Here is a 23,802-nt window from a genome sequence, read left to right on the forward strand (position 1 = left end):
TCATGAAGAAACTCTCGTTCTTCCTCATGCTCGCCGCGAGCCCGGCCTTCGCCTCCGAAGGTCCGTTCTTCTCGCTGCGCAACCCGAACCTGGTGATCCTGATCGCCTTCCTGCTGTTCTTCGCGATTCTCGGGAAGTTCAAGGTGCCGGGCATGCTCGGCGGGCTGCTCGACAAGCGCGCCAAGGCGATCAAGGCCGATCTCGAGGAGGCCCGCAGCCTCCGCGAGGAAGCGCAGTCGATCCTCGCCAGCTACGAGCGCAAGGCGCGCGAAGTGCAGGCGCAGGCCGACGAGATCGTCGTCGCCGCGAAGCGTGACGCGCAGGCCGCGGCCGATCAGGCGAAAGCCGATCTGCAGGTCTCGATCGCGCGGCGCCTGAAGGCGGCCGAGGATCAGATCGCTTCGGCCGAGGCTTCGGCGCTGAAAGAGGTGAAGGATCGCGCGGTGCAGGTGGCTGTGGCCGCTGCCGGCGAGGTTCTGGCGAACCAGATGTCGGCGGGCGACAAGTCCGGCATGATCGACACGGCGATCGACGAGGTCGCGACCCGGCTCAACTGAGCCGAACCGGTCGAAAGATCCGCAAGACCCGGCCCCGGCCGGGTCTTCGCATTTTCGGGGGGGAGGCTCAGCCCTTCGGCGCCTGGTGCTGCAGCCGCAGCTTGGCCAGGGCCTCGTTGCGTTCGGCCCGCCGCTGTTCGGTCAGCGCCACCTCGACGAAATTCATGTGTACCGCCACCGCCGCCCGTGCGGCCACCCCGTCGCGCGCCTGGATCGCCGCGTTGATCGCGCGGTGCTGTTCGAGCAGCGCGTCGCGGGTGGTGCGGTTGCGGAACATGATCTGGCGGTTGTAGAACACGCCCTCCGCCAGCAGCTCGAACATCGCCCGCATCATGTGCAGCGTGATGATGTTGTGGCCGGCCTCGATGATCGCCATGTGGAATTGCGCGTCGAGCGCGGCCTCGTCGGAGGGGTTGCGCTTCGCATGCGCCGCCTCCATCCGCTGGAACAGCGTGTCGATCACCTTCAGATCGGTGTCGGAGCCGAGCTTCGCCGCGCGTTCCGCCGCCATCCCCTCGAGGTCGCGGCGAAAGGCGAGATAGTCGAAGACGGCCTGATCGTTGCGCGCGAAAAGCCGGATCAGCGCCGGCGAGAAGGCGGAGCCGAGCACCTCGGCCACGTAGATCCCGGCCCCGGCGCGGGTGGTGAGCAGCCCCTCCTCCTGCAGCTCGGCCACCGCCTCGCGCAGGCTTGGCCGCGAGACCGCCAGCCGCTCGGACAGCTCGCGCTCGGAGGGCAGCCGCTCGCCCGGGCGCAGCACGCCCTGCACGATCAGATCCTCGATCTGGCGCACGACGGCGGTGGCGAGCTTTTCGGATTCGATCTTCTGGAACGGCATTTCGGTCTCCTGTGGTCAGATTCTATGACCAATGCCCCAGGCCGACAATGCGATTCGCCCAAGCAAAAGGCCGGGCAAAACCCGGCCTCCGCAGATGTTCCGATGCCGGTCCCGGCTCAGTTGGTGTTCGGGCGGATGATGAACTCGACGCGGCGGTTCTGCGCGCGGCCCTCGGCGGTGAGGTTGGAGGCGATCGGCTGATCCTCGCCGCGGCCCACGGCGACGAGGCGCGAGCGCGGCACGCCGGCGCCGACCAGCACCTCGACCACCGCCTGCGCGCGCTGCTGCGAGAGGCGCTGGTTATAGGCGGCATCGCCGGTGTTGTCGGTGTGGCCGATCACCTGGGTCGTGGTGTCGGGGTAGCGGTTGAGGCTGCCGGCGAGCGTGTAGAGATCGCGCTGCAGGTCGGCGCGCACCACCGAGCTGTCGGTCGCGAAGAGCACGTCCTGCGGCATCGTCACCACCAGCTGCGAGCCGGTGTTGACCACCGAGACGCCATTGGTGTCGAGGTCGCGGCGCAGCTCCTTCGCCTGCTTGTCGAGCGAGCTGCCGATCGCGCCGCCGATCAGCCCGCCGACCATCGCGCCGGCCGCGGCCTTGGCCAGCTTGTCGTCGCCGCGCCGGGTCGCGCCGAAGACGCCGCCGATGATCGCGCCGGTGATCGCACCGGAATTGCGGTTCGCGTTCGGGTCGGTGTTCGCGTCATAGCTCGAGGAGCCATAGGGATCGGTGCAGGCCGTCAGGCCGATCAGCCCGGTCGCCGCCACGAGGAGGGGGATGTTCTTCTTCATGCTCTCGCCTTCGTCTGTGTTACGCCCGCTCGGGCGTTCCGCATAATTCTACGCGGTTCGCGGCGGATTGTTCCACGCGATCTGCGTGGGCGGCGGCTTTCCGCGCATCACTTCTGGGCGATCACTCCGCCGCTTCGCGCCGCGCGGCCTCGCGCGCGAGCATCGCGCGTTTCACCGGCAGGCCCCAGTGATAGCCGCCAAGCCCGCCCGATTTGCGCAGCGCGCGGTGGCAGGGGATCAGGAGACCGATCGGGTTGCGCCCGACTGCGGTGCCGACGGCGCGCACCGCCTTCGGGTGCCCGATCCGTTCGGCGAGCGCGGAATAGGTGGTGACATGGCCCGTGGGGATCTCGAGCAGCGCCTCCCAGACCTTGATCTGGAAGGGCGCGCCGATGGGCGCGAGCGGCGCGCTGCCGGTGCCGGCGAAGGCCGCCTCGACCCAGGGGGCGAGCGCCGCGGCGTCTTCGATCAGCGTGGCGCCGGGCCAGCGCGCGGCCATGTCGGCAAAGCCCGCGTCGAAGCCCGTCTCGGCGATGAAGGCGAGGCCGCAGAGCCCGCGCGGCGTGGCGAAGGCGAGCGCCTCGCCGAAGGGGGAGGGGAAGCGGCCCCAGCGAATTTCCATCCCCGCGGCGCCGGAGGCGAATTCGCCCGGGGTCATCGCCTCCCAGCGCAGCATCAGGTCGTGCAGCCGCGAGGAAGCGGAGAGGCCCGCCGCCGCGGCCACCGCCTCGAGCGGAAGCTTCTCGGCAAGGAGCTCGCGCGCGAGGTGCAGCGAGAGATATTGCTGGTAGCGCTTCGGCGAGACCCCGACCCAGGCGGAGAAGACGCGCTGGAAATGCGACGGCGAAAAGCCGAGCCGTGCCGCGAGATCGCCGAGCGAGATCTGCGCCGGGCGGCCCGCCGCGACGGCTTCGGCCTGCGCCGCGTCGATCTCGGCCAGGGCGCGGGCGATCACGCGGTAATGGTAATCCGCGGGCAGCGGCTCGGCCCCCTCCGCGCCGGTGATCCCGGGCGGCGGCGCAACCCGAAGCGCCGCCGCGCAGGGAGCCCCGCCCGTTGCCGGGCGTTTCATCCCCGTTCCGGGGATTGTCGTCATCGGATCCGCCTTGGGCGCGGCTCCGGTTTCGCGCGGCGTGGCCTGGGGAATGTCGCTCTCGGTCATGGGGCACCTCTTGCCCCAGATTAGGCCGCGCGGCGTCGCGAGGCGACCCGAAAGCTGCGCTTTCCCGGGCGGGGCGCCGGGCCGGCCGCGGGCGGTTCAGGCGGCGATGCGGCGCTTGCGGGCGATCCGTTCGCGGCGGAACATCGCCACTTCCCAATCGGCAAGCCAGGCGCGGGCCGGGGTCTGATGCGCGGCCCCGATCCGCGGCGCCAGCGCGCTGCGCACGCGGTCGGGCAGGAGCGCGACGAAGGCGGCGTCGGCATGGACCGAGCCGATCCACATCCCCTCCGCCAGCACCACCTCGGGGGCGGCGAAAAGCAGGGTGTAGAGCGGTCGCTTCCCCTCCAGCGGTTCGGCGCGAATCACCAGATCCGCCGCGCGCGAGAGCATCTCCGTCTCCCCGAACCAGAGGTCGAGCTCATGGCCGGCAAGCAGGATCCCGGTGCCGGGGCTGACAACCATGTCGCGTTCGGGCAGCGCCTCGCCGAAGGCGCCGGCGGCGACGCGCAGCGGTCGCGTCTCGGGCGGCGAGCGGCGCGGCACGACATGCTGGCCAAGCCAGAGCAGCGGCTGATAGCCGTTGTCGCGGGTCAGCACCCGGTCGCCCGGGCGCAGCCAGTCGATCGGTTGCGGCCCCTCGTCGGTCGCGATCATCGCCCCGGTGCCGAGCGCCGGGAGCAGGGCGATCTCCTCCGGCCGGGCCGGGCGGGCGGTGCCCGCAAGCGCGCTCGTCTCGCGATAATCGACGCCGGCCTCCAGCAGTTCGGAGGGCAGGAACAGCATCAGCTTGCCGTCGATCTCGATCCGGTCGAGGCGCAGCGTGCCGCCTGCGGGTTTCGAGAGCAGCAGCGGGATATCGGCGGTCATCGCCCCGCTCGCGACGGTCTTGCCCAGCGCGTCGATCAGATGCGCGCCGGCCTCGTCATGCCGGATCTGCCAGAGCATCGTGGCGGCATCGAAATCGTGCTCGAGCGACCAGAGCCCTCTCCCCGCGTCATGACTGAATGCCGTGACCGGATAGCCGTATTCCATCCCCGCCTCCAATGCCGATCGTCCGATTCCTTTCCGAAATCCTCGGCGATCTCGGCAAATGGCCCGTTAACAACGCGCGTTAACTGTCTTCAATTTGTGGAAAATGGTTACCGCCGCGCGGCCCCCCTTGCCCCGGCCCGGCGGGGCGGGCAGAACGGGGGAATGACCGCCCAGCTCGCCTATCCGCAGATGAAGGAAGCCTTCCGCCGTTTCGCGGAGGCCGAGCCGCATCCGAAGGGCGAGCTCGAGCATACCAACGCCTTCACCCTCCTCGTCGCCGTCGCGCTTTCGGCGCAGGCGACCGATGCCGGGGTGAATAAGGCGACGCGCGGCCTTTTCCCCATCGCCGACACGCCCGAAAAGATGCTCGCCCTCGGCCTGGAGGAGCTGACCGACCGGATCAAGACGATCGGTCTCTTCCGGCAGAAGGCGAAGAACGTGATCCGCCTCAGCCAGATCCTCGTCGAGGATTTCGGCGGCGAGGTGCCCTCCTCGCGCGCGGCGCTGATGCGGCTGCCCGGGGTCGGGCGCAAGACCGCGAATGTCGTGCTCAACATCTGGTTCCACTATCCCGCGCAGGCGGTCGACACCCATATCTTTCGCCTCGGCAACCGCACCGGCCTTTGCCCCGGCAAGGATGTCGAGGCGGTCGAGCGCGCGATCGAGGACAATGTCCCGGTCGAATACCAGACCCACGCCCATCACTGGATGATCCTGCACGGGCGTTATATCTGCACCGCACGCAAGCCGCGCTGCGCCGATTGCCTGATCCGCGATCTGTGCCAGTTCGACGAGAAAACCGACTGAGTTCCGAGGAGATCCCCGCGTGAAACATTACCAGGTCGTCGGCATCGGCAACGCCATCGTCGACGTGATCGCACAATGCGACGACAGCTTCCTCGGCCTGATGGGGATCGAGAAGGGGATCATGCAGCTCGTCGAGCGGGAGCGTGCCGAGACCCTCTTCGAGGCGATGGAGAACCGCACCCGAACCCCGGGCGGCTCGGTCGGCAACACGATCGCGGGGCTGGGCAATCTCGGCCTGACGACCGCCTTCATCGGCCGCGTGCGCGACGATCTGCTCGGCTCCTTCTACGAGGCGGCGCTGAACGCCGAGGGCACCGATTTCCCCAATCCGCCGGTCGCGGGCACCGATCTGCCGACCTCGCGCTCGATGATCTTCGTCACCCCCGACGGCGAGCGCTCGATGAACACCTATCTCGGGATTTCGGCCGAGCTCTCGACCGAGGACGTCTCGCTCGAGGTGGTCGAGAATTGCGACATTCTCTTTCTCGAGGGCTATCTCTTCGACAAGGATCATGGCAAGGCGGCCTTCCTCAAGGCGGCGCAGGGTTGCCACCGCGGCGGCGGGCGCGCGGGGATCGCGCTTTCCGATCCGTTCTGCGTCGACCGCCATCGCGCCGATTTCCGCCGGCTTGTGCGCGATCAGATGGATTACGTCATCGGCAATCAGCACGAGTGGGAATCGCTCTACCAGACCGATCTCGAAAGCGCGCTGAAGCAGGCCTCGGCCGAATGCGGCATGATCGTCTGCACCCGCTCGGGCGCCGACGTCATCCTGATCCGCGGCAGCGAGCGGGTCGAGGTGCCGGTGCGCCGCGTCGTGCCGCTCGACGCGACCGGGGCCGGGGACCAGTTCGCCGCGGGCTTCCTTTACGGCTATGCGACGGGAGAGAGCCTCGCCACCGCGGGGGCGATGGGCTGCACCGCCGCGGCCGAGGTGATCGGCCATTACGGCGCGCGGCCGGAAACCGACATCCGCGCGCTTTTCGCGGCCAAGGGGCTGCTCTGAGCGGTGGCGGTGGTCACCCCCTACGGTGCCGATTTCTACGCGCGCGAGTTGGCGCGCGGGCGCCACCGCGAGATTGTCGGCGGCCGCTGGGAGGAGACCGGCGAGGCGCAGATGGCGGCGCTGCTCGATTGGGGGCTGCGGCCCGACCACGTGCTGCTCGACATCGGCGCGGGGTCACTGCGGCTTGGCTGCCGGGCGGTGCCCTATCTCGCCCCCGGGCATTACTGGGCGACCGACGCCTCGCGCGCGATGCTGCTCGCCGGCCATGCGAACGAACTCGAAGACCCTGCGCGGCTCGATCCCGCGCAGCTGATCGAGGACGCCGATTTCGCGCTGCCCGGCGTGCCCGACACGATCACCCACGCGCTTTGCTTCGCGGTCTTCCCGCATCTGCCGCCCGAAACGCCGCGCCGCCCCTTCGAGACGTTGCGCCGGTTTCCGCGGCTCGAGGCCTACCTCTTCACCGTCTTCCTCGCGCCCGATGCGGAAACCGCCGCCACGCCCTACCGCCAGCGCGACGGCGTCGTCACCCATGCCGCGCGCCCGCCCTATCACATGCTGGAAAGCGATCTGCGCGCGATGGCCGCGCAGACCGGCTGGGCGCTGACCCGCGACGACCGCAAGCTGCCGCGCGGGCAGGTGCTTTTCCACGCGATCCGAAGCCCGGAGCGGAGCGGCTGAGGGCCGCCCTCAGCCCTTCACGATCATCCGGTAGCGCAGCTGGTCGAAGACCACCGCGGCGATCAGCAAAAGCCCGACCAGAACCATCTGCATGTAGGAGCTGATCTGCGCGAGGTTCATCCCGTTCTGCACGAGGATGATGAAGAAGGCGCCAAGCACCACGTTCTCGACCCGGCCGATGCCACCACGCAGCGAGACGCCGGCGATCACGCAAGCCGCGATCGATTCCATCGCGATCGTGCCGCCGAGATTGGCGTCGCCGCTTTCCACCCGCGCGGTGAGCAAAAGCCCGGTGATCGCGGCGAAGACCGAACAAAGCCCGTAGACGAGGACGAGCACCCCGCGGGTGTTGATCGCGGAAAGATGCGCCGACTTGATATTGCCGCCCACCGCGTAGATCCGCGCGCCGGCGCGGGTGCGCGCCATGAACACCCACATCGCCGCGATCGCGACGAGGGCGATCGCCACCGGAACCGGCAGGCCGAGGATGCGGCCAAAGCCGAAAGTGTCGCCGAAGGCAAAGGGCAGGTCGGAGACCGGCACGCCCCCGGTGAGGAAGAGCGCGAGCCCCGCGCCGACCGAGGAGACGCCGAGCGTCATGATGAAGGGCGAGACCTCGAAAAGCGCGACGCCGATGCCGTTGATCGCGCCCACCACCAGCGCCACGCCGAAGCCCGCGAGCAGCCCGCCGAGGATCACCAGCCAGACCGCGTCGGGAAAGACCGGCGCGAGCGCGGTCATCGTGAGTGCCGAGACCACGGAGGAGAGCGCGATCACTGTGCCGACCGAGAGATCGAAGCCGCCGGCGATCAGCACCAGCATCTGCCCGAGCGAGACGAGCACCAGATAGACCGACTGCCGCGCCACGTTCACGAGGTTCTGCGCGCTGAGGAAATTCGGCGAGAGGATCGCGAAGAGGATCATCGCCGCGATCAGGAAGAACGGCAGCACGCCGAGCCGGATGAAGATGCGCAGCGGCAGCGAGGCCAGGCTGCGGCCGGATTTTGCCTGCGTCATGCGGGGGTTCCTTCTGTTTGGGGGGCTGGCGCCGGGACCGGGTCGGTCTCCTGGGCGTCGAAGAAGTAGCGCAGGATCACCTCCTCGCGGAGCTCCGCGCGGGGAAGCTCGGCGGTGATCCGGCCATTGGCGAGCACGATCGCGCGATGGGCGAGGTTCATCACCTCGGGCAGGTCGGAGGAGATCACCACCACCGCCTTGCCGCTTTCGGCAAGCTCCGCGATCAGCCGGTAAAGCGCGGCGCGGGTGCCCATGTCGACGCCCACCGTCGGCTCGTCGAAGATGTAGAGATCGGCCTCATGGCCGAAGGCCTTGCCGAAGAGCACCTTCTGCTGATTGCCGCCCGAAAGCTTGCCGACGCTGCGGACCCGGTAGGCCGGGGGCAGCTCGACATGGGTGAAGATGCGCTCCGCCGCGGCGCGCAGCCGCGCGATGCGCAGAAACGCGCCACCGGCCAGCATCAGGTCCATGCGCAGGTTGCCCGCCGGCGTCTCGGCGAGGATCAGCCCCTCGTGCTTGCGGTCGGGCGAGAGATACCAGGCCCCCGCGCGCACCATCGCCCGCGTCGTCGCGCCGGTCATGTCGCGCCCCTTGAAGCGCACGCGCCCGGCATGGGTCGCGTTCAGCCCCATCGCCGCGCGGAAAAGCCGCGACTTGCCCGAACCGACGAGCCCGGCCACGCCCAGCACCTCGCCGCGCCGCACCTGCACCGAGGCGCCGCGCAGCCCGGGCCCGGAAAGCCCGTCGATTTCCAGGATCACATCGCCGGGGTTGTGGGCAATGCGCGGGTAGATGTCGCGGATCTCGCGCCCGGCCATCATGTCCACGAGCTTCTGCTCGGTCATCTCGGCCATCTGTTCGGTGCCGATCCGGGCGCCGTCGCGCAGCACGGTGACGCGCTCGGCGATGCGCTCGAACTCGTGCACCCGGTGCGAGATGTAGATGATGCCGACGCCCTGCGCCTTCAGCCGCGCGATCACCGCGAAGAGCTGGTCGACCTCGCGGTCGGTGAGCGAGGCGGTGGGTTCGTCGAGGATCAGCACCGAAAGCGCGCCCTGCATCGCCTTCGCGATCTCGACCATCTGCTGCTGCGCGCGCGACAGCCGCCCGACGTCGATCTCGGGGCGGATGTCGAAGCCGAGATCGGCGAGCACCGCCGCCGCCTTTGTCCGCATCGCGCGGGGCGAGAGGAACGGCCCCGGTCCCGGCTCGTGGCCGAGGAACATGTTCTGCGCCACGCTCATCGTGGGCACGAGGGAGAACTCCTGGAACACCGTGTAGATGCCCCGCGCCTGCGCATCGGCGACCGAGGCGAAGGAAACCGCCTCGCCGCGGATCCGGATCTCGCCGGCGCTGGGCGTGTTCGCCCCCGCGAGCAGCGAGATCATCGTCGATTTGCCGGCGCCGTTCTCGCCGAAGAGCACATGGACCTCGCCCGCGCGCAGGTCGAAATCGACCGCGTCGAGCGCGAGGACGCCGGGATAGGCCTTGGTGAGCCCCCGGGCTTCCAGCAAGGGGTCTGCCGGCATCGGCTGCCTCCGATCTGGTCTGTCTGGAATGGGAAGGGGCGGCCCCGGGGGGGACGGGGCCGCCTGTGCGTCAGTTCACCGAGAACACCGGCTGGAAGCCGTCGGGCGGCAGCACCGCCTCGCGCGCGGTGGCGTCGATATTGTCCTTGGTGATGACGAAGATCTTCGGGCCGACATGCTTGACGTAGTCCTTGCCCTCGAGCACGCGCACCGCCTGATCGACCGCGATGCGGCCCTGGATCACCATCGAATCCGCCGGCGCCGCCTCGATGAAGCCGCGCTTGATGCCGGCATAGACGCCCGGCGTCAGATAAAACGCGAGGTTGCCGACCTTGTCGGTCAGCCCGCGTTCGCGCAGAAGGCCCTGCGCCGCCTCGGCGGTGACCGCGGTGCCGGCGATGTAGCGCACATCGGGGTTCGCCTGCAGCACGTCCTCGACGAGCTTGAGCTGCGCCTCCTTGCCGGTGTCGCCGTAGCGCGGTTCGAGCACGGTCACCGCCGAGCCCTTCACCGCCTCCATGAAGCCCTTGTTCGCGGCCTCGACCCAGCCGGCGCCGGCCGGGCCCGGGAACCAGCCGACCTTGACCTCGGGGCTGCCGGCGGGGTGTTTCGCGGCGAGATAGGCGCCGATCTCATGGCCCATCGTCTCGAAGGAGACGAGCGATTTCGCCGCGATGTCGGGCGAGGACATGCCGTTCACGAGGTCGATCACCGGGATCCCCTTGGCGGCGGTTTCCTTCACCACCGAATTCAGCCCGTCATAGGAGATCGCGCCGATGATCACCGCCTGCGCGCCGCCGGCGACGCAATCCTCGATCTGGCTGATCTGCTTGGGCAGTTCGGTATAGCCGCCGGCCTCGACCACGTTGAGCTTGACGCCCTCGCGCTTCGCCTCCTCGGTGACGCCGTAATCGACGCCGAGCCAGTAGGCGTCCTTCATGTGCGGGAAGGAGACGCAGATCTTGAAGGGCTTGTCGGCCTTGTCGAGCGCGACATAGTCGATCGGTGCGGGTTTGCCCTCGGGCGAGAAGGCCGGGGTGACCTCCTCGGCGGGGTAGGGGAACCAGGCCTCTTCGGCAAGCGCCGGAGCGGCGAGGCAGGTGGCGCCCAGAAGGGCGGAGATCAGGGCATGTTTCATCGTTCAGAGACCTCTCTGTTGGGGGGATGGGGCGGGTTGATCCCGCCGCCTTGCTTTGGGGTATCGGGCGCGGGCCGGGCTCAGCCCAGCGCCGCGCGTGTCCTGGCAAGCCGGTCCTTGCGCGCGGCGCGGGCGGCGAGCGCCTCTTCCATCGTCACCTCGGTGAAGCGCACCTTGGTGTTGGGCTGCAGCTGGCCGATCAGGTCCATGTCGGCCGAGATCACCGCGCCAAGCGTGAAGTAACCGCCGCCCGAGACCGCGTCGCGGTGGAGCACGATCGGCTCCTGCCCGCCGGGCACCTGGATCGAGCCGTAGGAATAGCAGCCGTCGACGATGTTCGAGGGGTCGGAGCCGGCGCCGAAGGGCTGTTCGCGCTCGACGAATTCCATCGGCGCGCCGCCGCGGAAGCGATAGCCCATGCGGTCGGCCTCGGGCGCGACGACCCATTCGTCGGCGAAGAAGCGCGCCTGGCAGGCGGGCGTCAGCCGGTGCCAGTAAAGCCCGGTGAGCACGCGGAGCGGCACCGGCGGCACCAGCGGCGCGAGGAGCGCGCGGTCGAGCCGGCGCTCGGTCATCGCGGCGGCCTCGCCCACCGGCACCACGTCGCCCGCGGCGATCGCGCGGCCGTCGATGCCGCCCAGCGCGCCGATCGGATAGGTCGAGCGGCTGCCAAGCGCGAGCGGCGTCGCGATGCCGCCGCCGAAGGCGATGTAGATCCGCGCCCCCGATTTCAGAAAGCCGAAGCGCAGGGTCTGGCCCGCCTTCACCACGAAGGAACTCCAGCCCTCGCGCGGCTCGCCATCGACGGTGATCGGCATCTCGGCGCCGGTGACGGCGACGAGCGTGTCGGCGTCGAAGCTCAGCTCCGGCCCCATGAACACCGCCTCGAGCCCGGCCGCACCCTCGTCATTGCCGACGAGCATGTTCGCGACGCGCAGCGCGTAGCGGTCCATCGCGCCGCCCTCGGGAATGCCGAGGTGGAAATAGCCGGGGCGGCCAAGGTCTTGCACCGTGGTCGAGAGCCCGGGTTTGACAACCTTAAACGCCATCGAGGGCCTCCATCAGTTTCGCGTTGGTGCCGGCGATGTCGGCGTTGAAGGCGTCGAGGTCGAAGGTGACCTCGGCGATCCGCGGGGCATAGCTGCCGGCCTGCACCTCCGCCGCGATCCGGTCGTGTTCCTCGCGCCCGATCGGCTTCCATTTCACGATGTCGCCGGGGCGGAAGAAGACCATGAAATCCTTGAGATAGGAGACGGTCTGGGTCGGGTCGTAGATCGGCACCGGGGTGATGCCGAAAAGCTGGTAGCCGCCCGCGCCGCGCACCGAGTAGATGCAGCCGAAGCAGCCGCCGATGCCAACCGAAAGCTTCGGCGTGTCGGTGCGCGGGCGCAGGTATTTCGGCACCTGGATCTGCTTTTCGCGTTCGACGAGCTGATAAAGGAAGGGCAGCCCGGCGACGAAACCGACCATCGAGACGAACCAGGGCTGCGAGTGGAAGGCCTCGAGGAAGGCCTCGACGCTGTCGTAGCCGTTGATCCGCGCCGCATAGTCGAGGTCGGAGCCGGTCGGATCCTGGTGCCGCTCGCGGAAGCGCATCAGCGTCTCATGCGTCCAGGGATCCTGGAAATAGACCGGGATTTCGATGATCCGGGTGGTGAGGCGCTTTTCCGAAACCTCGGCCTTGTGCTCGAGCTCCTTGATCCGCGCCATCATCGCCTCGGGGGCGATCACGTCGGGATCGAAGCGCACCTCGAAGGAGGCGTTCGCCGGGCAGATCTCGGTCACGCCGGGGATCTCGGCCTCGGCCACCGCATTGCGCAGCGAGAGCGCGATGAAGAAGGCTTCGAGCGACATCTCCTCGTCGACCTCGACATAGACATGCTCGTCGCCGCCAAAGGAATATCTGGTCTGCACGGGCCGCTCCTATGCTGCGGGTTTCGCGGTCAGGTTCCCGGCGGCAAGCCAGGGTTCCAGCCATTGGGTGTGGAAGTCCCCCGCGCGCACGCCCGGATCGGCGGCGAGCGCGAGGTGGAGCGGGATCGTCGTCTTCAGCCCGGCGATCTCGATGCCGGTGAGGGTTTCGGCCATCAGATCAATCGCCGCCTCGCGGTCCTCGGCCCAGACGATCAGCTTGCCCAGAAGCGAGTCGTAGAACGGCGGGATCTGGTAGCCCTCGTAAAGGAAATGGTCGAAGCGCACGCCGGGCCCGTCGGGGATCGTCAGGCCGGAGACCTTGCCGGGGAAGGGCAGGAACTGCATCAGCGGGTCTTCGGCATTGAGCCGCACCTCGATCGCGTGGCCGGTGCAGGTGATCTCGTCCTGCGTCAGCGGCAGCGCCTCGCCCCCCGCGATGCGCAGCATCAGTGCGACGAGGTCGAGCCCGGTCACCATCTCCGTCACCGGATGCTCGACCTGGATGCGGGTGTTCATCTCGATGAAGTAGAAGCCGCCGGTGGCGTCGTCATAAAGATATTCGATCGTCCCCGCGCCGCGGTAGTTCACCGCCCGGGCGAGCGCGACGGCGCTGTCGCAAAGCGCCTTGCGGGTCGCTGCGCTCAGTCCGAAGGCCGGCGCCTCTTCCCAGACCTTCTGGCGGCGGCGCTGCAACGAACATTCGCGCTCATAGCAGTGCACCGCCGCCCCGGTGCCGTCGCCGAGGATCTGCACCTCGACGTGGCGCGGGTTGAGGATCACCTTCTCGAGGTAGAGCCCGCCGTCGCCGAAGGCAGCCTCCGCCTCGGCGCGCGCCTGCGGGGCGAGGCGGGCGAGTTCCTCGGCCGAGGTGGCGATGCGGATGCCGCGCCCGCCGCCGCCCGCCGCCGCCTTGATCATCACCGGATAGCCGATGCCCTCGGCGATCGCGAGGGCCTCGGCCGCCTCGATCCGCCCGTCGGAGCCCGGCACCGTCGGCACGCCCGCGGCCTGCGCCGCCTGCTTCGCCGCGACCTTGTCGCCCATGCGCTCGATCGTCTCGGGCGTGGGGCCGACGAAGATCATCCCCGCCGCCTCGACCGCGCGGGCGAAGTCGGCGTTCTCGGCGAGGAAGCCATAGCCCGGATGCACCGCGTCACAGCCGGCCTCCTGCGCCGCCGCGACCACCGCCGCAATGTTCAGATAGGATTTCGCCGCCTGCGCGGGGCCCACGCAGGCCGCACCATCGGCCAGCCGCACCGCGAGCATCGCGGCATCCGCCTCGGAATGGGCCTGCACCGTCTCGATGCCGAGCGCGCGCGCGGCGCGGATGATGCGCACGGCGATTTCGCCGCGGTTCGCGATGAAGAGTTTGCGGATCGCCATCGGCTCAGTCCATCTCCGCCAGAACGTCGCCGGCGGAAACCGGGGTCGCATCGGCGACGGCATAGGCCTTGAAGGTGCCGGCGCTCTCGGCCTTGACCTCGATGAAGGTCTTCATCACCTCGATCAGCCCGATCGTGTCATCCACCGCGACCGCCGCGCCCGGTTCCTTGAAGGGCGGCGCGTCGGGGGCGGGCTTGTGGTAGAAAGTGCCGGGAAGGGGCGAAAGGATATCGGTCATGGCTCTCTCCTGTCAGGTCAGTTCCGGGCGATCACGCTGGCCGCGGGGGCGATGGTGATGCCGTTTTGTTGCAGCCCCGCCTTGATGGCGCGGCCGATTTCGAGGGCTCCGGGCGTGTCGGAATGGAAGCAGATCGACTCGAAGTCGATCGAGATGTCTTTTCCGCTCACCGTCTGCACCTTGCCCTCGAGGCAGGCGCGGACGCATTTCTCGGTCACGCGGGCGGGGTCGAGTGGCGCGACATGGCGCGCGAAGACGATCGAGCCGCTGTCGTCATAGTCGCGGTCGGCGTAGAACTCGCGCACCACCGGCTGGCCGAGCCGGCGCGCCACCGCATAGGTGTGCGAGATGTCCATGCAAAAGAGGATGAGATCGGGTGCGGTGCGTTGCAGCGTCTCGACGAGGTGGCGTGAGAGATCCTCGTTCACCGCCGCCTCCATGTAGAGCGCGCCATGCGGCTTGACGTGTTGCAGCGCGATGCCGTAGCGGCGGCCGAATTCGCGCAGCGCGCCGATCTGGTAGAGGATGTCGTTGACGAGTTCCTCGGGCGTGGCGCGGATGTTGCGCCGGCCGAAGCCGACGAGATCGCGGAACCCGGGATGCGCGCCGAGCGCGACCGCATGCTGCTGGCACAGGTTCACCACGCGGTTCATCAGCGTCGGATCGCCGGCGTGGAACCCGGTCGCGACATTGGCCGAGGAGACGATCTCCATCAGATCGGCATCCGGGGCCTCGCCCATCGTCCAGTGGCCGAAGCCTTCCCCGAGGTCGCAGTTCAAGTCGATGAGTCTGGGCATGTCGTCTTCCGGTATTGCAGCACAGGATCAGGTTTCTCGAAAATGACGGTCATGTAAAATTCAAATAATTACTGTATAAAAATTGGAAAATCAGATAATGCTGGTGCCGAGAGAAGGCCGCAACTCCCACAGAAAACAGGGTTTGCGGCGCTTTTCGGCAGAATGCGAAGCAGGAAATTCGGAAATGTGTGACAGGCATTATCGGAATTTCAGAACGGATGACAGCGATGAACTTTCGGCAGCTGAAATATTTCGTCGCCACGGCGGAGACCGGGCAGGTCAGCCGCGCCGCCGCCGATCTGGCGATCTCGCAATCCTCGGTCACCACCGCGATCCGCGAGCTGGAGGCCGAGCTCGGCGCCGATCTCTTCATCCGCACCGCGCATGGCATGGAGATGACGCAGTCGGGGCGTGAGCTTCTCGCGCTCGCCTATGAGATCCTGACCAAGCTCGACGAGGCGGTGAACATCCGCGAGCGGGCGAGCGGCACGCGCGGGAAGATCGTCGTCGCCACCACCTACACGGTGATCGGCTATTTCCTGCCCTATCACCTCGACCGGCTGGCGCGGCTGCATCCGAACCTCGACATCCAGATCCACGAGCTCAACCGCGAGAGCGTCGAGGAGGGGCTGCTGTCGAACCGTTTCGACATCGCGATCGTGCTGACCTCGAACATCTCCAACCCCGAGCTGGAGACCGAGCCGCTGATCCGCTCGCCGCGGCGGCTCTGGCTGCCGCAGGGGCATCGGCTGGCGAGCAAGCGGCGGGTGACCTTCGAGGAGGTCGCGGGCGAGGATTACGTCATGCTCACCGTCGACGAGGCGGCGAACACCACGATGAAATACTGGAATTTCGGCACGATCCAGCCGCGGGTGCGGCTGCGGACCTCCTCGATCGAGGCGGTGCGCTCGATGGTGGCGAACGGGCAGGGGGTGACGATCCTCTCCGACATGGTCTATCGGACCTGGTCGCTGGAGGGGAAGCGGATCGTCACGGTCGAAACCTCGCCGCCGGTGCCGACGATGGACGTCGGTCTGGCCTGGCGGCGCGGGATCGCGCTGCAACCGCCGGTGCAGGCGCTCTTCGACTATTTCCGCCTCGCCTTCAACGCGCCGCAGCTGCCCTGAGCGGGCGCGCTTACGGGCATTCGGGCACGCCGAGGCGGATCAGCTCGGCGCCGGGCAGGATCTCCGGGCTCACGGCATAGCGGGCCTCGCGCAGATACCAGCTGCGGATCGCGGGCGGGTAATGCGCGGCGATCACCTGCGACCAGAACTCGAACTGGTCGGGGGCGAGCGCGATGCCGTAATAGCTTGGCCGGTGAAAGCCGAACTGGGTGCGGCGGTTGACGCAGGTGCCGGGCAGCGCGAGATACATCGTGCAGGCGGAATAGCAGGCGGAGCCGCGGATCTCGACGCTCTGGCCGGCGGCGCGCATCGCGGCGATCTTGTTGGCGCGGGCGCCGACATCGCCGCCCATGTCGTTGCGGATCACCACCGCGCGCGGCGCATAGCCGGCGGGCACCGCCTGTGCGGCGGCGGCTGTGCTCAGCCCTGTCAGGGCGAGGAGCGCGGCGCCGAGAAGGGCGGCGAGGCGCGTGGAAACAGGATGGAACCGGCGCGCCGGCACGGCGCACAGGGCACGGAAGTCGCTTGTCATGATGTCACCCCAGGTCGGGTCGCGGTTCTCGCGACGGACGACGCCCCCCGGCACCGTCAGGGGGAATTAGAGCAGGGGCGGTTTAAGAAAGGCTTACCCCCTGCGGCCGGGGGCGGGGCGCAGGGGGAGGAAGCCTGTTCAATTCGAACGAATGCGGGGAACGCGCGCGGGGCGCCCGCGGGGCGCCCGCTCCCGCCGCTCAGGCGCCGGTGCGCAGGAGCACGACTTTCGCGGTGCGCAGGATCAGCGCGAGATCGCCCGTCGCGCGCAGATGGGCGCCATAGGCCTCGTCGAAGCGCACGCGCGAGGCGAAGGTGGTGTCGTGGCGGCTGAACACCTGCCAGAGCCCGGTGACGCCCGGGCGCAGCCGGTAATAGGCGCGCCCGCCCGCGGCGTCGTAGATCGCCTTTTGCGAGGGCAGGAAGGGGCGCGGCCCGACCAGGCTCATGTCGCCCTTCAGCACGTTGAGGATCTGCGGCAGCTCGTCGAGCGAGGTCTTGCGCAAAAGCTTGCCGATCGCGGTGATCCGGGGATCGTTGCGCAGTTTCTGATGCACGCGCCATTCCTCGGCCACCGCCGGATCGGTGGCGATCATCCGCTCGAGTTCGCGCTCGGCATCGAGGATCATGGTGCGGAACTTGTAGCAGGCAAAGACGCGCCCCTCCCGCCCGACGCGGGGCTGCGCGAAGATCGCGCCGCCGCCGTCGCGCCGGATCAGCAGCCAGATCGCGGCCATCACCGGCAAGAGGGCGGGCATGAGCGCGAGGCTGATCGCGATGTCGAGGAGGCGCTTGCCGAGGCGTGCATAAAGCGATCCGCTGCGCGGGATCCGGGAGACGGCGCCCGACACGGCGGCGCGGGGCATCTCGAAACGGGAAATTTCCTGCGGAAGGTCGAGCTCATTGAATGCCATGTTGATCCCCGGTGCAGAAACGAATGGAAGAGCGCCTCGCGAGGAGGCCGATGACGTAAAGGTCTGGCCGCGGGCCGGAAGGATCGCGCGGGGATCCCGATGGCGTCGCCTGCTCATTTTGGCAGAAGCTATTAATAATTTGGTAACGCTTCTTGGCGTTTTTGGGGGAATCTGAGCGCGCTGCGGGCGTCAAAAAGGCGCCGGATGATGAGGAAACGGGCAGATGCCCGGGATTGTGCTGCGATGCAGCGCCGGAAAAAACCGGGGAAGGGGAGGGCGAAGGCTGGTTGCCGAGGGGCGGAGGGTGTCAATTCGGAGGCGGAGGCGGGCGATTCGAACGCCGCGCAGAACCGGATCGAGGCCGCAAGCGGATGCCATGTCGCGATTGACCCCACCCCGTCCGAGCGCCGGGATCCCTGCGCAGGGCTTTCTCCTGCCCGGCCTGGCGGCCGCTGCGCTCGCGCTCGGCCTGCAGCCTGCCGCGGCGTTCCAGCTCCCGCAGGGCGCCGGGCTCGACACGGTGCGGCACGAATGCGCGCGCTGCCATCCGCTCAAGCGGATCGCCGAGACCGAGGGCAAGACCCGCGCGGATTGGGAGCATCATGTCGTGACGATGACCGACATCGAGCGACGCCCCGCGAATCTGAAGGCGGTGGTCGATTACCTGAGCGCGCATTTCCCGCCGGGCAGCTGAACCGCCGGCAAGGGCCGGGCCGCGCTCAGCCGCGCGGGCGCTGCGGCAGCTCCTCGGCGAGCGGCCAGTAGAAATCGGGCGGCAACCCGGCCTCGGCGCGTTTCTCCTCGTTGAAGGGGGGCTTCAGCGCACCGTGGAAATAGCGCCGCACGAGGGCGTGGAAGGTCTCCTTCGGGTCGAGTTCGTGGCGCCCGCAAAGGAAATGGAACCATTTCGAGCCATAGGCGACATGGCCGACCTCCTCGGCATAGATCACGCCGAGCGCCTCCACCGTCGCCGCGTCGCCCGCCTTCTCGAAGATCGCGATCATCCCCGGCGTCACGTCGAGGCCGCGCGCCTCGAGCACCATCGGCACCACGCCGAGCCGCGCCATCAGGTCGCCGGCGGTGTCCTCGGCCGCGCGCCACATGCCGGCATGGGCGGGCAGATCGCCATAAAAGCTGCCGCTCGCGCGCAGGCAGCTCTCGATCAGGCGGAAATGCTTCGATTCCTCGTCGGCCGCCTTCACCCAGTCGTCGTAGAAGCCGGGCGGCATCCGCACCGCGGTGAAGCGCGCGATGATGTCCCAGTGCAGATCGACGGCGTTGAGCTCGATATGGGCGACGGCATGCAGGATCGCGCGACGCCCCGCCTCCGATCCCGGGCGCCGGCGCGGCACGTCGCGCGGATCGAGCAGCTCGGGCCTGTCGGGGCGCGCCGGGCGATCGGGCGGCGCGGCTTCGCCCAGCGGCATCGGTGTGCCCGCCGCCCGCCCGGCGAACCAGGCCGCGGCGAAGGCGCGCGACTTCGCCGTCTTCGCCATCGGATCGGCGGTGGTTAGCACCTCGGTCGCGCAGGCGGCGAGGGTTGCGGGGATCGGGAAATCGGGGGGCTCGATGTCGCTCATGCCCCCTGAGTAGCGCGGGGGCGCGCAAAGGAAAAGGCGGGCCCGAAGACCCGCCTCCCGTCTTGTGGACGCCCCGTTCAGACGTTCGTCTTCTTCGTCGCCTTCAGCTTGTCGATGCCGAGCATCTTCATGCCGAATTTCTCGTAGAAGGTTTCCGAGGTGCCCTTGCGCAGCTTGTGCATGAAGTAGCGCTCGAAGCCCTCCTTCGCCCAGTGCACCCATTTTCCCTGCGCCGACCAGTTCACGTTGCGCGGCGGGATCTGCGGCTGCGCGACGAAGGCGATGCCGCTGTCGCCGAAATCGGCGAGGCAGACCGCGTTCCAGGTGCCGGTCTCGTCCGGCTCCTGGCCGCGCACGAGGTTGCCGATGTTATGCGCCGTGGCGGTGACCATCGATTCGATCATGAAGCCGGTCTTCGGCACGCCCACGGGCACCGGGGTGGCGGCGACCGGCGGGATCGCGACGCAGACGCCGACGCCGAAGGCGTTCGGGTATTTCGGGTTGCGCTGATGCTTGTCGACGATCACGAAGCCGCGGGGGTTCACCAGCCCCTCGAGCCCCATCAGCGCCGGGATGCCGCGGAACGCCGGCAGCATCATCGCATAGCCGAAGGGCATCTCCTTCACCGCCTTGACCGAACCGTCGTCGGCGATCTCCTCGACGGTCATCTTGCCGTCCTCGATCTTCTGCACCTTGCACGAGGTCATCCACTTGATGTGCTTCTCGCGCAGGTTCGATTCCATCAGCCCCTTGGTGTCGCCCACCCCGTCGAGGCCGAGATGGCCGACATAGGGTTCCGAGGTGATGAAGGTCATCGGCACCTGGTCGCGGATCTTCGCCTTGCGCAGCGCGGTGTCGAGGATGAAGGTGAACTCATAGGCCGGGCCGTAGCAGGAGGCACCCTGCACTGCGCCGATGATGATCGGGCCGGGCTTCTCGCAGAACCGCTCGAAGGCGACGCGGGCGTGCTCGGCATGGTCGATATGGCAGACCGACTGGGTGAAGCCTTCGGGGCCGAAGCCCTCGATCTCGTCGAAGGCAAGCTCGGGGCCGGTGGCGATCACGACGTAATCGTAGTCGATCGAGCGGCCATCCTCGAGTTCGACGCGGTTCTCGTCGGGGTGCAGGCGTTTCGCCGCGACCGGGATGAAGTCGATGTTCTTCTTCTTCATCGTCGGCGCGAGGTCGACGGTGATGTCCTTGCGGTCACGCCAGCCCACGGCGACCCAGGGGTTCGACGGCACGAAGTGATATTTCGGATCCTTCGTGATGACGGTGATCTTGTCTTCCTTGCGGACATTGTCGCGCAATTCATACGCCATGATGGCGCCGCCGAGACCAGCGCCAAGAACAACGATATGAGCCATTCTTCCCTCCCCTTGCCGGTATCGACGCCGGCTTCGTATACATGCGTATACTCGAATATGTCCGAGGCCGCATTCAGGCAAGAGGATTCACTGCCCTTTGGCAGGAAAGGTCAACGAAAATCGGGGAAATCGGAGAAAACCGGGGGGAGGCGATGGCCTCTCCCCGGCACGCGCCCTCCGGTCCGGGGGCTTACTCCTGCGCGACCTGCAAGAGGTCGGTGATGCGGCGCACCACCACGCGGCGGTTCGCCTCCGAGGCGCCCGAGGTCTGCACCGCGAGCTCCTCCTCGCCATAGCCCTGAACCACGAGGTTCTCGGCCGGCACGTCGAAATATTCGCTCAGCGCAAGCGCGAGCGATTCCGCGCGCCGGTCGGAGAGCGTGAGGTTCATCGCCGGGTCGCCCACCGCATCGGTGTGCCCCTCGATCAGGAAGATCTGGCGCGGGTCGGCGGCGATCTCGTCGCGGATCGTGGCGCCGAGACCGGCCAGCGCATGGGCCTGGTCGGGGCTGATCGCCGAGGAGCCCGAGGCGAAGGTGACGCTCTCGGTGCCGATCACCGGGGCGAGGGCGCGCACCGCGCCGATGTCGCGGATCTGCGCGAGCGTGTAGCGGCGCCCCTCGACCCCCTCGGCGGCGAGGGCGGCGCGCAGCGCGTCCTCATTCGCGCTGCTCGAGACGCTCGGCACATAGCCCGAGCTGCCATAGCCCGAATTGCCCGAGCTGCTCATCCGCACCGGCGGCGCGCCGCGGCTGTCGTCGATCAGCACGTAACGGCGCCCGTCGGGTTCGACCAGAACGCGCTGCACGATGCGGCGCTGGGCGTCGTAGACGGTGATGATCTGGCTGCCGTCGGGTTTCGTCACCACGGTGCGCGAGGAGCCGTCGGCATAGTCCTGGGTGCGGATCGTGGAGCCGGGCTGGCGCAGGAGCGCGTTGTCGTCCTTGATCACGCGATAGCTGCCGTCGGGGTTCTGCACCACGACGCGGTCGCCGGTGTTCGCGGCCACGCGCGAGCCGTTGCTCAGCAACGCGCCCACCGCGAGCGCGGCGATGCCGGCGATCGCGAGCTTCTCGACGTCGGAAAGCCCCTTGTCCTTCTTCTTCTTCGTCACCACCGGCGGTGCGGGCGGGACCGGCTGGCCGGGCACGACCCGCCCGGGCAGCACCTGCACCGGGCCGCTGCCGGTGGCCGGCCGCAGCCGGCCGTCGAGCGTGGTCGAGAAATCCTGCGAGGAGCGGCGCGAGTTGTCGCGGGTGATCACCTCTTCCTGCATCGGGCCGGCATCGGGGGCGGCGCCGGTCGCCGGGGCGGTCAGCGCCTCATTGGTCACCGGCTGGCCCTGCTTTGCCGCGTTGGCGGCCGCAAGCGCGCTCATCAGCCCGTTGGACCGGGGTTGGCCCGTGATCGCGTCGGGCGCCGCCGTCTTGGTGGCGTTCTTCCCGGTCTTGCCGGTCTGGCTGCCCGGCAGCAGCGGCACTTGCGGCTGCGGCGCGGGCTGCGCGGTGACGGAAGGCTGCGCGGTGACGGAAGGCTGCGCGGCGGGGGCCGGCGGGGTCTTGCCGCCGGGCAGCAGCGTGCCGCCCTGTTTCGTGCCCGTCTGGGTCGGCAGCTGGGGCGCAGCGCCGGGTTGTGCGGGGCCGGGTTGCGCGGCGCCCGGCTGCGCCGGCACGGCGCCGTTCGTCGCACCCGTCTGTTTGCGGGTCTTTTCCTGAGCGGCCTTCTGTTGGGCGGCCTGTTCCTTGGCGGCCTTCTGCTGCGCGGCCTGCTCTTTCGCGGCCTGCTGCTTCTGGCGCTTTTCCTGCGCGGCCTGCTCCGCCGCCTTCAGCCCGCTGGCGGAATTCTGCTGTGCCACGGGCGCCTTGGGGGGCTCGACCGGGGCCGCCTTCGGCGCCTTTTGCTGGGCGGCTTTCGGCGTGGTCTGGGTCGGCGCGGCCTTCGGCTCGGCGGATTTCTTCGTCTTCGCCGTCCCGGCCTGGCCGGAACAGGCAGCCAGCGCCTGGGCCCGGGTCTCGCCGGCCTGGACATGCGCGGCGATGCAGGCCTTGAGCGCGGCATTCGAGCTTTCGGCAAAGCCCGGCGCCGGCACCGCCAGCGCGAGCGAGGTGATCAGGATCGTGGTGGTCTTGAGCCGTTCCATGTCTTTCCCCAGAGTCAGGCGGCGCGGGGCCGCATTGCGCTTCTAACGCCTTTCGATCTGCGCGCGTTCCCACATCTTCGTCAACGGGGGCCGTTTCGGCGGAAAGCAGCCAAGCAAAAGGGCGGGCCCGAAGACCCGCCCCTCCGTTTCATGCGCCCGAAAGGCTTACTTCGGCATTTCCGCGCCGACGCCCTCGACGAAGAAGTTCATGCCGGCAAGCGTGCCGTCGTCCGGGGTCTCGCCCTCGGCGAGCCAGTCGGAGCCGTCCTGCTTCTTCAGCGGGCCGGTGAAGGGGTGGTATTCGCCCGCCCCGATCTTCGCGATCAGCGCCTCGGCCTCGGCCTTCACCTCGGCCGGCACCGCGTCGGAGATCTCGCCGATCTTCACCATGCCGGTGCCGATCCCGCCCCAGGTCGCTTCCGAGGCCCAGCTGCCGTCGACCATCGCCTGCGCGCGCTTGATGTAATAGGGCGACCAGTTGTCGATCGTCGAGGCGACGCGCGGCTTCGGCGCGAAGGCTTCCATGTCCGAGGCCTGGCCGAAGGTGTAGACGTTGCCCGCCTCCTGCGCCTTCGCCTGCGGCGCGGTCGAGTCGGTGTGCTGCAGGATGAAGTCGCAGCCCTCGGCGATCAGCGCGGCGGCGGCGTCGGCTTCCTTCGCCGGGTCGAACCAGGTGTAGGCCCAGACCACCTTGATCTCGACGTCGGGGTTGACCTTCTTGGCGTGGATGAAGGCCGAGTTGATGCCCTGCACGACTTCCGGGATCGGGAAGGATCCGATGTAGCCGATCTTGTTGGTCTTCGTCATGCGCCCGGCGATCGTGCCCTGGATCGCGCGGCCCTCGTAGAAGCGCGCGTCATAGGTCGAGAGGTTGTCGGCGCGCTTGTAGCCGGTGGCGTGCTCGAACTTCACGTTCGGGAACTTGGCGGCGACGTTGACGGTCGCATCCATGAAGCCGAAGGAGGTCGCGAAGATCAGCTGGTTGCCCTCGAGCGCGAGCTGGGTCAGCGCGCGTTCGGCGTCCGGGCCCTCGGGCACGTTCTCGATGAAGGAGGTGACGACCTTGCCGCCGAGCTCGGTCTCCATCGCGCGGCGCGCGACGTCATGCTGATAGGACCAGCCCATGTCGCCGATCGGGCCGACGTAGATGAAGCCGATCTTGATCGGGTCGGCGGCGCGCGCGGGCAGGCCGGCGGCGGCGACGACGGCGGTCGCGGCGGTGGTTTTCAGAAAGGATCTGCGGTCCATGGAAC

The 23,802-nt window shown here is 68.5% G+C and carries 24 protein-coding genes; 6 read left to right on the top strand and 18 right to left on the bottom strand.

The features are described from left to right. Positions 1-2 precede the first annotated feature (2 nt). Positions 3-557: a F0F1 ATP synthase subunit B gene (locus tag AB7U46_RS02995; RefSeq protein WP_428335447.1), complete on the top strand. Its 555-nt coding sequence runs from the start codon at positions 3-5 to the stop codon at positions 555-557. Positions 558-624: 67 nt separating this feature from the next. Here the strand turns inward: AB7U46_RS02995 and AB7U46_RS03000 are convergent, their stop codons facing one another. From AB7U46_RS03000 to AB7U46_RS03015, 4 genes are all read right to left on the bottom strand, one after another. Then, positions 625-1,395, bottom strand: a complete 771-nt coding sequence (locus AB7U46_RS03000) for a FadR/GntR family transcriptional regulator (RefSeq protein WP_428335448.1) — start codon at positions 1,393-1,395, stop codon at positions 625-627. Positions 1,396-1,511: 116 nt separating this feature from the next. Then, complete coding sequence (locus AB7U46_RS03005; RefSeq protein WP_428335449.1) at positions 1,512-2,186, bottom strand: OmpA family protein; 675 nt, start codon at positions 2,184-2,186, stop codon at positions 1,512-1,514. A gap of 121 nt (positions 2,187-2,307) precedes the next feature. Beyond that, complete coding sequence (locus AB7U46_RS03010; protein WP_428335450.1) at positions 2,308-3,348, bottom strand: methylated-DNA--[protein]-cysteine S-methyltransferase; 1,041 nt, start codon at positions 3,346-3,348, stop codon at positions 2,308-2,310. A gap of 96 nt (positions 3,349-3,444) precedes the next feature. Then, entirely contained in the window at positions 3,445-4,380 is a 936-nt protein-coding gene (locus AB7U46_RS03015; RefSeq protein ID WP_428335451.1) for a Hint domain-containing protein, read from the bottom strand. Between the two features lie 162 nt (positions 4,381-4,542). Between AB7U46_RS03015 and nth the strand changes: the two genes are divergently transcribed. Genes nth through AB7U46_RS03030 form a run of 3 tightly spaced genes read left to right on the top strand, consistent with a single transcriptional unit; the run spans position 4,543 to position 6,874 of the window. Next, a complete protein-coding gene (nth, locus tag AB7U46_RS03020; protein ID WP_428335452.1) occupies positions 4,543-5,187 on the top strand; it encodes an endonuclease III in 645 nt (214 codons plus the stop codon). Positions 5,188-5,206: 19 nt separating this feature from the next. Then, entirely contained in the window at positions 5,207-6,193 is a 987-nt protein-coding gene (locus AB7U46_RS03025) for an adenosine kinase (protein WP_428335453.1), read from the top strand. 3 nt (positions 6,194-6,196) lie between these two features. Continuing rightward, positions 6,197-6,874 (top strand): class I SAM-dependent methyltransferase, encoded by a 678-nt coding sequence (locus AB7U46_RS03030; RefSeq protein WP_428335454.1) that lies wholly within the window; start codon positions 6,197-6,199, stop codon positions 6,872-6,874. A 9-nt stretch (positions 6,875-6,883) separates the two neighbouring features. Here the strand turns inward: AB7U46_RS03030 and AB7U46_RS03035 are convergent, their stop codons facing one another. From AB7U46_RS03035 to AB7U46_RS03070, 8 genes are all read right to left on the bottom strand, one after another. Then, positions 6,884-7,891 (bottom strand): ABC transporter permease, encoded by a 1,008-nt coding sequence (locus AB7U46_RS03035; RefSeq protein WP_428335455.1) that lies wholly within the window; start codon positions 7,889-7,891, stop codon positions 6,884-6,886. After that, the gene (locus tag AB7U46_RS03040; protein ID WP_428335456.1) at positions 7,888-9,420 is read right to left on the bottom strand and encodes a sugar ABC transporter ATP-binding protein; all 1,533 of its coding nucleotides are present in this window, start codon (positions 9,418-9,420) and stop codon (positions 7,888-7,890) included. Before AB7U46_RS03040 ends, AB7U46_RS03035 begins: the two co-directional genes overlap by 4 nt. A gap of 70 nt (positions 9,421-9,490) precedes the next feature. Further along, positions 9,491-10,558 carry a TMAO reductase system periplasmic protein TorT gene (gene torT, locus AB7U46_RS03045; RefSeq protein ID WP_428335457.1) on the bottom strand — a complete coding sequence of 356 codons (1,068 nt, stop codon included), beginning with the start codon at positions 10,556-10,558 and terminating at the stop codon, positions 9,491-9,493. A gap of 80 nt (positions 10,559-10,638) precedes the next feature. After that, a complete protein-coding gene (locus AB7U46_RS03050) occupies positions 10,639-11,607 on the bottom strand; it encodes a biotin-dependent carboxyltransferase family protein (RefSeq protein WP_428335458.1) in 969 nt (322 codons plus the stop codon). Beyond that, positions 11,597-12,472, bottom strand: coding sequence for a 5-oxoprolinase subunit B family protein (locus tag AB7U46_RS03055; protein WP_428335459.1), 876 nt, complete (start codon positions 12,470-12,472; stop codon positions 11,597-11,599). Before AB7U46_RS03055 ends, AB7U46_RS03050 begins: the two co-directional genes overlap by 11 nt. Positions 12,473-12,481: 9 nt before the next feature. Continuing rightward, positions 12,482-13,855, bottom strand: coding sequence for an acetyl-CoA carboxylase biotin carboxylase subunit (locus AB7U46_RS03060; protein ID WP_428335460.1), 1,374 nt, complete (start codon positions 13,853-13,855; stop codon positions 12,482-12,484). Between the two features lie 4 nt (positions 13,856-13,859). Beyond that, positions 13,860-14,093 carry an acetyl-CoA carboxylase gene (locus tag AB7U46_RS03065; protein ID WP_428335461.1) on the bottom strand — a complete coding sequence of 78 codons (234 nt, stop codon included), beginning with the start codon at positions 14,091-14,093 and terminating at the stop codon, positions 13,860-13,862. A gap of 17 nt (positions 14,094-14,110) precedes the next feature. Next, positions 14,111-14,890, bottom strand: a complete 780-nt coding sequence (locus AB7U46_RS03070) for a 5-oxoprolinase subunit PxpA (RefSeq protein ID WP_428335462.1) — start codon at positions 14,888-14,890, stop codon at positions 14,111-14,113. Between the two features lie 227 nt (positions 14,891-15,117). Between AB7U46_RS03070 and AB7U46_RS03075 the strand changes: the two genes are divergently transcribed. Then, positions 15,118-16,017, top strand: coding sequence for a LysR family transcriptional regulator (locus tag AB7U46_RS03075; RefSeq protein ID WP_428335463.1), 900 nt, complete (start codon positions 15,118-15,120; stop codon positions 16,015-16,017). A 10-nt stretch (positions 16,018-16,027) separates the two neighbouring features. Here the strand turns inward: AB7U46_RS03075 and AB7U46_RS03080 are convergent, their stop codons facing one another. Next, complete coding sequence (locus AB7U46_RS03080) at positions 16,028-16,549, bottom strand: hypothetical protein (RefSeq protein ID WP_428335464.1); 522 nt, start codon at positions 16,547-16,549, stop codon at positions 16,028-16,030. Positions 16,550-16,748: 199 nt separating this feature from the next. Beyond that, a complete protein-coding gene (locus tag AB7U46_RS03085) occupies positions 16,749-17,462 on the bottom strand; it encodes a sugar transferase (RefSeq protein ID WP_428335465.1) in 714 nt (237 codons plus the stop codon). Positions 17,463-17,838: 376 nt separating this feature from the next. Between AB7U46_RS03085 and AB7U46_RS03090 the strand changes: the two genes are divergently transcribed. After that, positions 17,839-18,156: a hypothetical protein gene (locus tag AB7U46_RS03090; RefSeq protein ID WP_428335466.1), complete on the top strand. Its 318-nt coding sequence runs from the start codon at positions 17,839-17,841 to the stop codon at positions 18,154-18,156. Positions 18,157-18,181: 25 nt separating this feature from the next. Here the strand turns inward: AB7U46_RS03090 and AB7U46_RS03095 are convergent, their stop codons facing one another. The 4 genes from AB7U46_RS03095 to AB7U46_RS03110 all read right to left on the bottom strand — a co-directional run bounded on the left by AB7U46_RS03095 (position 18,182) and on the right by AB7U46_RS03110 (position 23,797). After that, positions 18,182-19,042 carry a ferritin-like domain-containing protein gene (locus AB7U46_RS03095; RefSeq protein WP_428335467.1) on the bottom strand — a complete coding sequence of 287 codons (861 nt, stop codon included), beginning with the start codon at positions 19,040-19,042 and terminating at the stop codon, positions 18,182-18,184. Positions 19,043-19,119: 77 nt separating this feature from the next. Beyond that, a complete protein-coding gene (locus AB7U46_RS03100) occupies positions 19,120-20,409 on the bottom strand; it encodes an NAD(P)/FAD-dependent oxidoreductase (protein ID WP_428335468.1) in 1,290 nt (429 codons plus the stop codon). A 190-nt stretch (positions 20,410-20,599) separates the two neighbouring features. Next, positions 20,600-22,549: an OmpA family protein gene (locus tag AB7U46_RS03105; protein ID WP_428335469.1), complete on the bottom strand. Its 1,950-nt coding sequence runs from the start codon at positions 22,547-22,549 to the stop codon at positions 20,600-20,602. Positions 22,550-22,714: 165 nt separating this feature from the next. Next, positions 22,715-23,797, bottom strand: coding sequence for a BMP family ABC transporter substrate-binding protein (locus AB7U46_RS03110; protein ID WP_428335470.1), 1,083 nt, complete (start codon positions 23,795-23,797; stop codon positions 22,715-22,717). Positions 23,798-23,802: the final 5 nt, after the last annotated feature.

This window comes from Paenirhodobacter sp., from assembly GCF_050177655.1.
Classification (GTDB): Bacteria; Pseudomonadota; Alphaproteobacteria; order Rhodobacterales; family Rhodobacteraceae; genus Rhodobacter.

Coding starts and splice junctions, on each gene's coding strand:
- torT (WP_428335457.1), bottom strand. CDS start 10,558: ATGAAACATGCCCTGATCTCCGCCCTTCTGGGCGCCACCTGCCTCGCC.
- AB7U46_RS03060 (WP_428335460.1), bottom strand. CDS start 13,855: ATGGCGATCCGCAAACTCTTCATCGCGAACCGCGGCGAAATCGCCGTG.
- AB7U46_RS03000 (WP_428335448.1), bottom strand. CDS start 1,395: ATGCCGTTCCAGAAGATCGAATCCGAAAAGCTCGCCACCGCCGTCGTG.
- AB7U46_RS03075 (WP_428335463.1), top strand. CDS start 15,118: ATGAACTTTCGGCAGCTGAAATATTTCGTCGCCACGGCGGAGACCGGG.
- AB7U46_RS03035 (WP_428335455.1), bottom strand. CDS start 7,891: ATGACGCAGGCAAAATCCGGCCGCAGCCTGGCCTCGCTGCCGCTGCGC.
- AB7U46_RS02995 (WP_428335447.1), top strand. CDS start 3: ATGAAGAAACTCTCGTTCTTCCTCATGCTCGCCGCGAGCCCGGCCTTC.
- AB7U46_RS03105 (WP_428335469.1), bottom strand. CDS start 22,549: ATGGAACGGCTCAAGACCACCACGATCCTGATCACCTCGCTCGCGCTG.
- AB7U46_RS03050 (WP_428335458.1), bottom strand. CDS start 11,607: ATGGCGTTTAAGGTTGTCAAACCCGGGCTCTCGACCACGGTGCAAGAC.
- AB7U46_RS03005 (WP_428335449.1), bottom strand. CDS start 2,186: ATGAAGAAGAACATCCCCCTCCTCGTGGCGGCGACCGGGCTGATCGGC.
- AB7U46_RS03080 (WP_428335464.1), bottom strand. CDS start 16,549: ATGACAAGCGACTTCCGTGCCCTGTGCGCCGTGCCGGCGCGCCGGTTC.
- AB7U46_RS03010 (WP_428335450.1), bottom strand. CDS start 3,348: ATGACCGAGAGCGACATTCCCCAGGCCACGCCGCGCGAAACCGGAGCC.
- AB7U46_RS03015 (WP_428335451.1), bottom strand. CDS start 4,380: ATGGAATACGGCTATCCGGTCACGGCATTCAGTCATGACGCGGGGAGA.
- AB7U46_RS03085 (WP_428335465.1), bottom strand. CDS start 17,462: ATGGCATTCAATGAGCTCGACCTTCCGCAGGAAATTTCCCGTTTCGAG.
- AB7U46_RS03065 (WP_428335461.1), bottom strand. CDS start 14,093: ATGACCGATATCCTTTCGCCCCTTCCCGGCACTTTCTACCACAAGCCC.
- AB7U46_RS03100 (WP_428335468.1), bottom strand. CDS start 20,409: ATGGCTCATATCGTTGTTCTTGGCGCTGGTCTCGGCGGCGCCATCATG.
- AB7U46_RS03090 (WP_428335466.1), top strand. CDS start 17,839: ATGTCGCGATTGACCCCACCCCGTCCGAGCGCCGGGATCCCTGCGCAG.
- AB7U46_RS03070 (WP_428335462.1), bottom strand. CDS start 14,890: ATGCCCAGACTCATCGACTTGAACTGCGACCTCGGGGAAGGCTTCGGC.
- AB7U46_RS03110 (WP_428335470.1), bottom strand. CDS start 23,797: ATGGACCGCAGATCCTTTCTGAAAACCACCGCCGCGACCGCCGTCGTC.
- AB7U46_RS03040 (WP_428335456.1), bottom strand. CDS start 9,420: ATGCCGGCAGACCCCTTGCTGGAAGCCCGGGGGCTCACCAAGGCCTAT.
- AB7U46_RS03095 (WP_428335467.1), bottom strand. CDS start 19,042: ATGAGCGACATCGAGCCCCCCGATTTCCCGATCCCCGCAACCCTCGCC.
- nth (WP_428335452.1), top strand. CDS start 4,543: ATGACCGCCCAGCTCGCCTATCCGCAGATGAAGGAAGCCTTCCGCCGT.